Origin of the sequence: Virgibacillus siamensis (assembly GCF_039522605.1) — a bacterium.
Lineage (GTDB): Bacteria > Bacillota > Bacilli > Bacillales > Amphibacillaceae > Lentibacillus > Lentibacillus siamensis.
Genome location: NZ_BAAADS010000013.1, coordinates 1 through 5,513 on the forward strand (window position 1 = coordinate 1; position 5,513 = coordinate 5,513).

6 protein-coding genes are annotated in these 5,513 nt (G+C 35.2%); all 6 read left to right on the forward strand.

Annotation, left to right across the window (positions count from 1 at the left end; translation table 11 throughout):
• The first annotated feature begins 186 nt into the window (after positions 1–186).
• The 6 genes from ABD010_RS10140 to ABD010_RS10165 all read left to right on the forward strand — a co-directional run bounded on the left by ABD010_RS10140 (position 187) and on the right by ABD010_RS10165 (position 5,316).
• Entirely contained in the window at positions 187–732 is a 546-nt protein-coding gene (locus ABD010_RS10140) for a DUF4352 domain-containing protein (protein WP_343812639.1), read from the forward strand.
• Positions 733–954: 222 nt separating this feature from the next.
• Positions 955–1,227, forward strand: coding sequence for an HU family DNA-binding protein (locus ABD010_RS10145; RefSeq protein WP_343812641.1), 273 nt, complete (start codon positions 955–957; stop codon positions 1,225–1,227).
• 224 nt (positions 1,228–1,451) lie between these two features.
• A complete protein-coding gene (locus ABD010_RS10150; RefSeq protein WP_343812643.1) occupies positions 1,452–2,960 on the forward strand; it encodes a BCCT family transporter in 1,509 nt (502 codons plus the stop codon).
• Positions 2,961–3,225: 265 nt separating this feature from the next.
• Positions 3,226–4,053 (forward strand): hypothetical protein, encoded by an 828-nt coding sequence (locus ABD010_RS10155; protein ID WP_343812645.1) that lies wholly within the window; start codon positions 3,226–3,228, stop codon positions 4,051–4,053.
• A gap of 168 nt (positions 4,054–4,221) precedes the next feature.
• Positions 4,222–4,482 (forward strand): hypothetical protein, encoded by a 261-nt coding sequence (locus tag ABD010_RS10160; protein ID WP_174615283.1) that lies wholly within the window; start codon positions 4,222–4,224, stop codon positions 4,480–4,482.
• A 564-nt stretch (positions 4,483–5,046) separates the two neighbouring features.
• On the forward strand, positions 5,047–5,316 hold the full coding sequence (locus tag ABD010_RS10165; RefSeq protein WP_174615284.1) for a hypothetical protein: 270 nt from the start codon (positions 5,047–5,049) through the stop codon (positions 5,314–5,316).
• Positions 5,317–5,513: the final 197 nt, after the last annotated feature.

Here is a 5,513-nt window from a genome sequence, read left to right on the forward strand (position 1 = left end):
GGAATTTATTTAGGCATCCATGGATTTATGTTAACTCTTTAGATATTATTATACTCTTCAATTATAGGGCGCGCTTCTTGAATAAGAAGTCGCCTATTTTATTGGGAGAAATATATTGATTGGCAGTTAAAAGGAATCCATATTATGGTATAATCCATTATTGAGAATACATATTTTGGAGGAGTTATGATGAAAAAATTTTTGTTTTTTTTAATTTTAATGGTCGGTTTAATTATTGCCGGATGCAGTGATGATACAAAGGATCAATCTGGTAATAATGATTCATCAAACCAGCAAGCAGAAACAGAACAAACATCTAATGAAAAGAGTGAGAAAGAAGTATATGAAGTAGGCGATACGGCACAGTTACATAGTGGTACGTATGGGTTTCCGTTTGTAGCAACTGTAAATAGCTATAAGTTAAAAACAAATTCTAATGGTGTTCCTACCTCAGTTATTAATGTCACAATAAAAAATACAAATAAGGACGCTTTTATCCCAAAGAACAAAATTTCAGCACAAGTTTTGGTTAAAGATGGTGATCACACATTATCTTTGAATGCAAAAAGGGATAAATTTAATGCGCTTTCCAAAAAATTAAAACCGGGTGAAGAAATAACCGGAAACCTCGTATACAGCAGTAGTTATATTAAGGAAGCGGATAAACTTTTTCTTGCATATGAATATATGTCTACTGAAGAAACAAGGTGGAAACTTCCATTAGAAAAATAAAATGAGATGGATGATCACTATTCCATTATAAGGCGCTAATCTCTAATAAGAATTAGCGCCCATATTGTATCTTAGGGCCATATTGTTGAAGATTAAAAGGATCTTTATCGGCAATTTATGCCCATTGTAGAACCGTGGGAACCTGAGCGAGTGGTTTTCCAACTCTTGGATATGTTATTATTTCAATGTACAATCCTAAAATGAAAAACGAGGTGTGTGAATATGAATAAAACAGAATTGGTTAGTGCTGTCGCGACAAAAACTGAATTAGCAAAGAAAGATGCAACAAAGGCTGTAGATGCTTTGATTGAAGCCATCTCTGAAGAGCTTGCGAACGAAGAGAAAATTCAATTACTCGGATTTGGAACATTTGAAGTGCGCGAACGTGCTGCTCGGAAGGGGCGCAATCCACAAACCGGTAAAGAAATTGATATCGCTGCTTCGAAAGTAGCTGCTTTTAAACCGGGTAAAGAACTAAAAGAAGCTGTAAAATGAGTATTGCTTTAGCATTAATCCTCCGGATCCGGGGGATTTTATGCTTGATTGCTGCAATTCTCAAAATCCCAAACCATTTTATTCCGCTAAAGGGCGCAATCCTGGAACAACAACGATTAAGTTTAGTGTTCGAAAATGTTTAGTGGAATACAAGTCGGGTAAATGGTAATATGTTATAAGCTTCTCCTCATAAAAAACTCTTCTATAATGGGAAAGGATATGTTATGAAGAATAAAGATACTTATAAAAATCCAGTATTTTTTGTTTCAGCAATTATTGTAGGCTTGTTAGTTATCATTGGTGCTTTTATGCCAGAGCAATTTGGCACAGTGGCCCAAACGCTTTTTGATTTTACAACGATAAACTTTGGATGGTTTTATTTACTGGCTGTATTTATTATTATTCTGTTCCTGATTGGAATTTCCGTAAGTAAATATGGAAAGACGCGATTAGGGCCTGCTGATTCACGCCCGGAATACCCATTTTTTACATGGATTGGCATGCTGTTCTCGGCAGGTTTTGGCGTATCTCTCGTTTTCTGGAGTGTCGCAGAACCGATGAGTCATTTTTTTGTAACACCATTTCCGGGTCTTGAGCCTCAGTCAGAGGAAGCGGCCAGGGTGGCAATGGGTTACTCCTTTTTCCACTGGGGGATCAGCCAGTGGGCGGTTTTTGCAATTGCCGGGCTGGCTATCGCTTTTATTCAATTCAGAAAAAAAGGGAGTGGCTTGATTTCCGTTGCAATCGAACCCGTTGTCGGGAAAAACAAGGGTGTGGCGAATACGATTAATATATTGGCTGTAATTGCTACAGTCATGGGTGTTGCGACAACGGTCGGATTATCGTTTATACAGCTGAATGGAGGATTGTCATCCGTATTTAATATTCCAAGTAATATTGGAGTCCAGCTCATAATAGCTTTAATCATGTTGGTTTGCTATTTAGTTTCTTCTGGTACAGGATTGGATAAAGGAATAAAGTGGCTGAGCAACTTAAATTTAGGGCTCGCTCTGCTCATCATGTTAATTGTATTTTTACTGGGACCAACGGTATTTATTTTAAATTCCTTTGTGCTCGGTATGGGCGATTATATAACCAATTTTGTTCAGTACAGTCTGCGCTTGACACCATATACAGGCGGTGACTGGGTGTACCAATGGACGATATTCTATTGGGCATGGGCCATCGCCTGGTCTCCATTTGTAGGAGCATTTGTAGCACGGGTTTCCAGAGGCCGAACTATACGTGAATTTGTCGCAGGTGTGATGGTAGTACCGCCAGCTATTGCCTGTGTTTGGATTGCCGTATTTGGCGGAACTGCATTGTACAGTGATTTAAATAATGGAACACAGATTGCGGAGGCTGTTAATGAAGATGTAACAGTTGCCTTATTTGAAGCATTGGGCGTAGTGCCTTTTACAGACATCTTATCGATTATCTCAATATTGCTCATTTTTACATTCATGGTGACTTCCGCTGACTCCGCAACTTATATCTTAGGTACCATGACATCCAACGGGAGTTTGAATCCGGCACTGGTAACTAAAATAATCTGGGGAGTTCTTATAACAGCAATTGCTCTTGTATTATTATTTACAGGTGGATTGAATGCTTTGCAAACAGCTTCATTGACAGCTGCTTTGCCATTTACAGTCATCCTTCTGATTATGATTATATCGATATGGAAATCAATAAAAGCAGAATACAAACCGAAAGATAAAGACAGAAGTTAGATTCTATTATTAGGCTTCAAAATGGTTTAATAGAATTATTTGAAGAGGGAAAAGGAATTATTATAATGGCAAGTATCAGGTATCTTTCTGTGCTTGCCATTTTTTAATCCAGTTTGTTAGACAATCGGGCGCCTATCTGGAATATTTGGCTTTATAAGGTTCGATCTTTGATCCGTATAATATGTGAACCAGTAACTTATTGAATTAAACTTATAAATAACTCTGCTAATACTCAAACAGGGTCATACTTTGGGAGGGATTCCTGGTGGAGATAGATGCTGATAAACTCTTAAGATTAGGTCAAAAGCATAAAAAAAAGTTCTTGGAGGATACTTTTATAAATCCATATTCTTATATCATAGACAATGTTTCTTACTTTTACGCAATTTATAAAAATAAATGGACTGGAACTACTAAGGGTCTAGCAGTTATAACACCGGAAATTGGTGATAAAAGGAATACAAGGAATGTGTTTACAGCGCACACAAAATATGCAGTTACCTCAAATATTATTGATAATGGTAATGATAGAGCGAATGTTGATTTGACAATTCATAAGAAAGCAAAAGATTTTTTAAAAACTGTTCTAGATAATGAGAACTTGGAAGTTGATACAAAAGAAGTTTATACCAGAGCTTTTGAAACATTGGATAATATGATGGAACGACAAAATGAATTTATAAAAAAATGGGAAGAGGCATCTTCTATTAGTAAGGAAGTTGACGAAAAATGCTATTTTATTGATGAGGATCTAGAAAAATTAATACAATACATACCAACCTTAAATCTTATTCAATACAAACAATTAAAACCCAGATATGACAATCGGCATGATTTTGATATTATCTATCAAAATCGTAAAAAACTTAGGAGGTCAATTACAACTGTCGAAGAGAAGATGTTGCAAAAATTGACAAGTCAAGAAAACGAGGTGGAATTAGAAAGATTACTCTATACGTTGACAAAAAATATCAGTGTTAATGAAAATGATGCTTTTGATGATCTTCATCACAAATGGCTTGATTATTATAGAAACGATTTAGGTAATCGTGTTGAAAGGGACCTTAAACTTTTACGTCACCCAAAGTGGTAAATGGTTATACCAAAGTATTGGTTATCGGGAAAAGTGGATTTGAGAGGTTCTTCAGCTAACGGGCGCTTATCTGTAATAAAGATCGACGCCCGTATTTTACATAAGAGCCATAAAATGAAATAGTTAATGTTAAATAATTTTGATAAAGTAAAGATTGAGGTGTTGTTAATGAATCTAAAAAAAATCCAGTTAATTATTGGACTTCCATCTGGGATTCTGTTGCTTACATCTTTATTTCTAGATTACAGAATTGGATTATTTATATCATTGGGCGGTGGTCTTGTAGCACTAATTATTAGACAAATACGCTTACAAAAATATGTGTATATGCTAGGTCATCCCGATAGACACCTTAGTCGTGGGGATTCTGATGATCTGTTAGAGAAAGCAGAAACTTATGAAATAGATTATAGAGAAGATAATAAATAAACAATTGGGCGCACATCCGAAATAATTGCGCCCTTTCTTGGTATCGCGCCATTTAATGGGAAAAGGAAGGTGATATCATTGCTCAAAAATAAAATTCAACCAATATTGCTTTTTGCGTTATTTATTACTTCAATGACATGGCTGACGAGCGCTTATAGTAGCTTTTCCAATCATGAAATAAAAAACGGCATTATATATACAATATTATTTGTTTTTCTTTTTGGATTAGCAATTTGGGGCTTTATTAGTAACAAAAGACTTGACCACAAAAAAGAGTAAAATGAGGGATATGCCTGTTAAATGGTTGGGCGCAAATCCGGAACAAAGGTTTCCTCCTTTTTCATGTAGTCCAATTTATGAAAAAAGAGCGAATCCTTTTATATATGGATTTCGTTTTATATATTGGGGATTTAAACCTAACTAGAAATGGGGGTTCATGATGTAGATTACGATTATTGCAGCAGTTGCAGCTGTTGTTCTTTTTTCTTATAAAGGTAAATGGTTAGCTTGTTCAGTTATAGGACTCGAAGATGGAATAAGAATGGCACAAAAGTTGGTGATTGAATGAGTGAAAAGGTTTGGAAAACATTAAGGATTACCGGTTTAGTTGTTGGATTTTCAATCTTTTTATTTTTAATTTCTTATTTTGAAACTCCTCAGGATGTTTCTAAGTCATATTTTGGTATATCCCTAATTGTAATCCTGTTTGTATGTGCAATCTTTTTAATTTTTGATAGGATAAAGGTTCAAGTCACTGAAGAAGTTAATGTTAAAACCTTTATATACACAGGGTTGGTTCTGATAATTATGTATTTAATGGCTAAAATCATATAAAGTTGGATATTAGCACGGTATGACTATTCAAGAATTGGGCGCTTTTCCCTAATAAGGATTAGTGCCATACCACATATAAGAGCCATATTGTATAATGAATCCAATTCGTTTAACATTACAAAAGGTTTTGAATCGGGGGATATAACCAATGAAAAGAATATTTCTTTTTGTAATGGTTTTGTTTGTAAGTGCTTTAT

Bases quoted from the DNA above. Each gene is read 5' to 3' on its own strand.
- ABD010_RS10140 (WP_343812639.1), top strand. From the start codon at position 187: ATGATGAAAAAATTTTTGTTTTTTTTAATTTTAATGGTCGGTTTAATT.
- ABD010_RS10145 (WP_343812641.1), top strand. From the start codon at position 955: ATGAATAAAACAGAATTGGTTAGTGCTGTCGCGACAAAAACTGAATTA.
- ABD010_RS10150 (WP_343812643.1), top strand. From the start codon at position 1,452: ATGAAGAATAAAGATACTTATAAAAATCCAGTATTTTTTGTTTCAGCA.
- ABD010_RS10160 (WP_174615283.1), top strand. From the start codon at position 4,222: ATGAATCTAAAAAAAATCCAGTTAATTATTGGACTTCCATCTGGGATT.
- ABD010_RS10165 (WP_174615284.1), top strand. From the start codon at position 5,047: ATGAGTGAAAAGGTTTGGAAAACATTAAGGATTACCGGTTTAGTTGTT.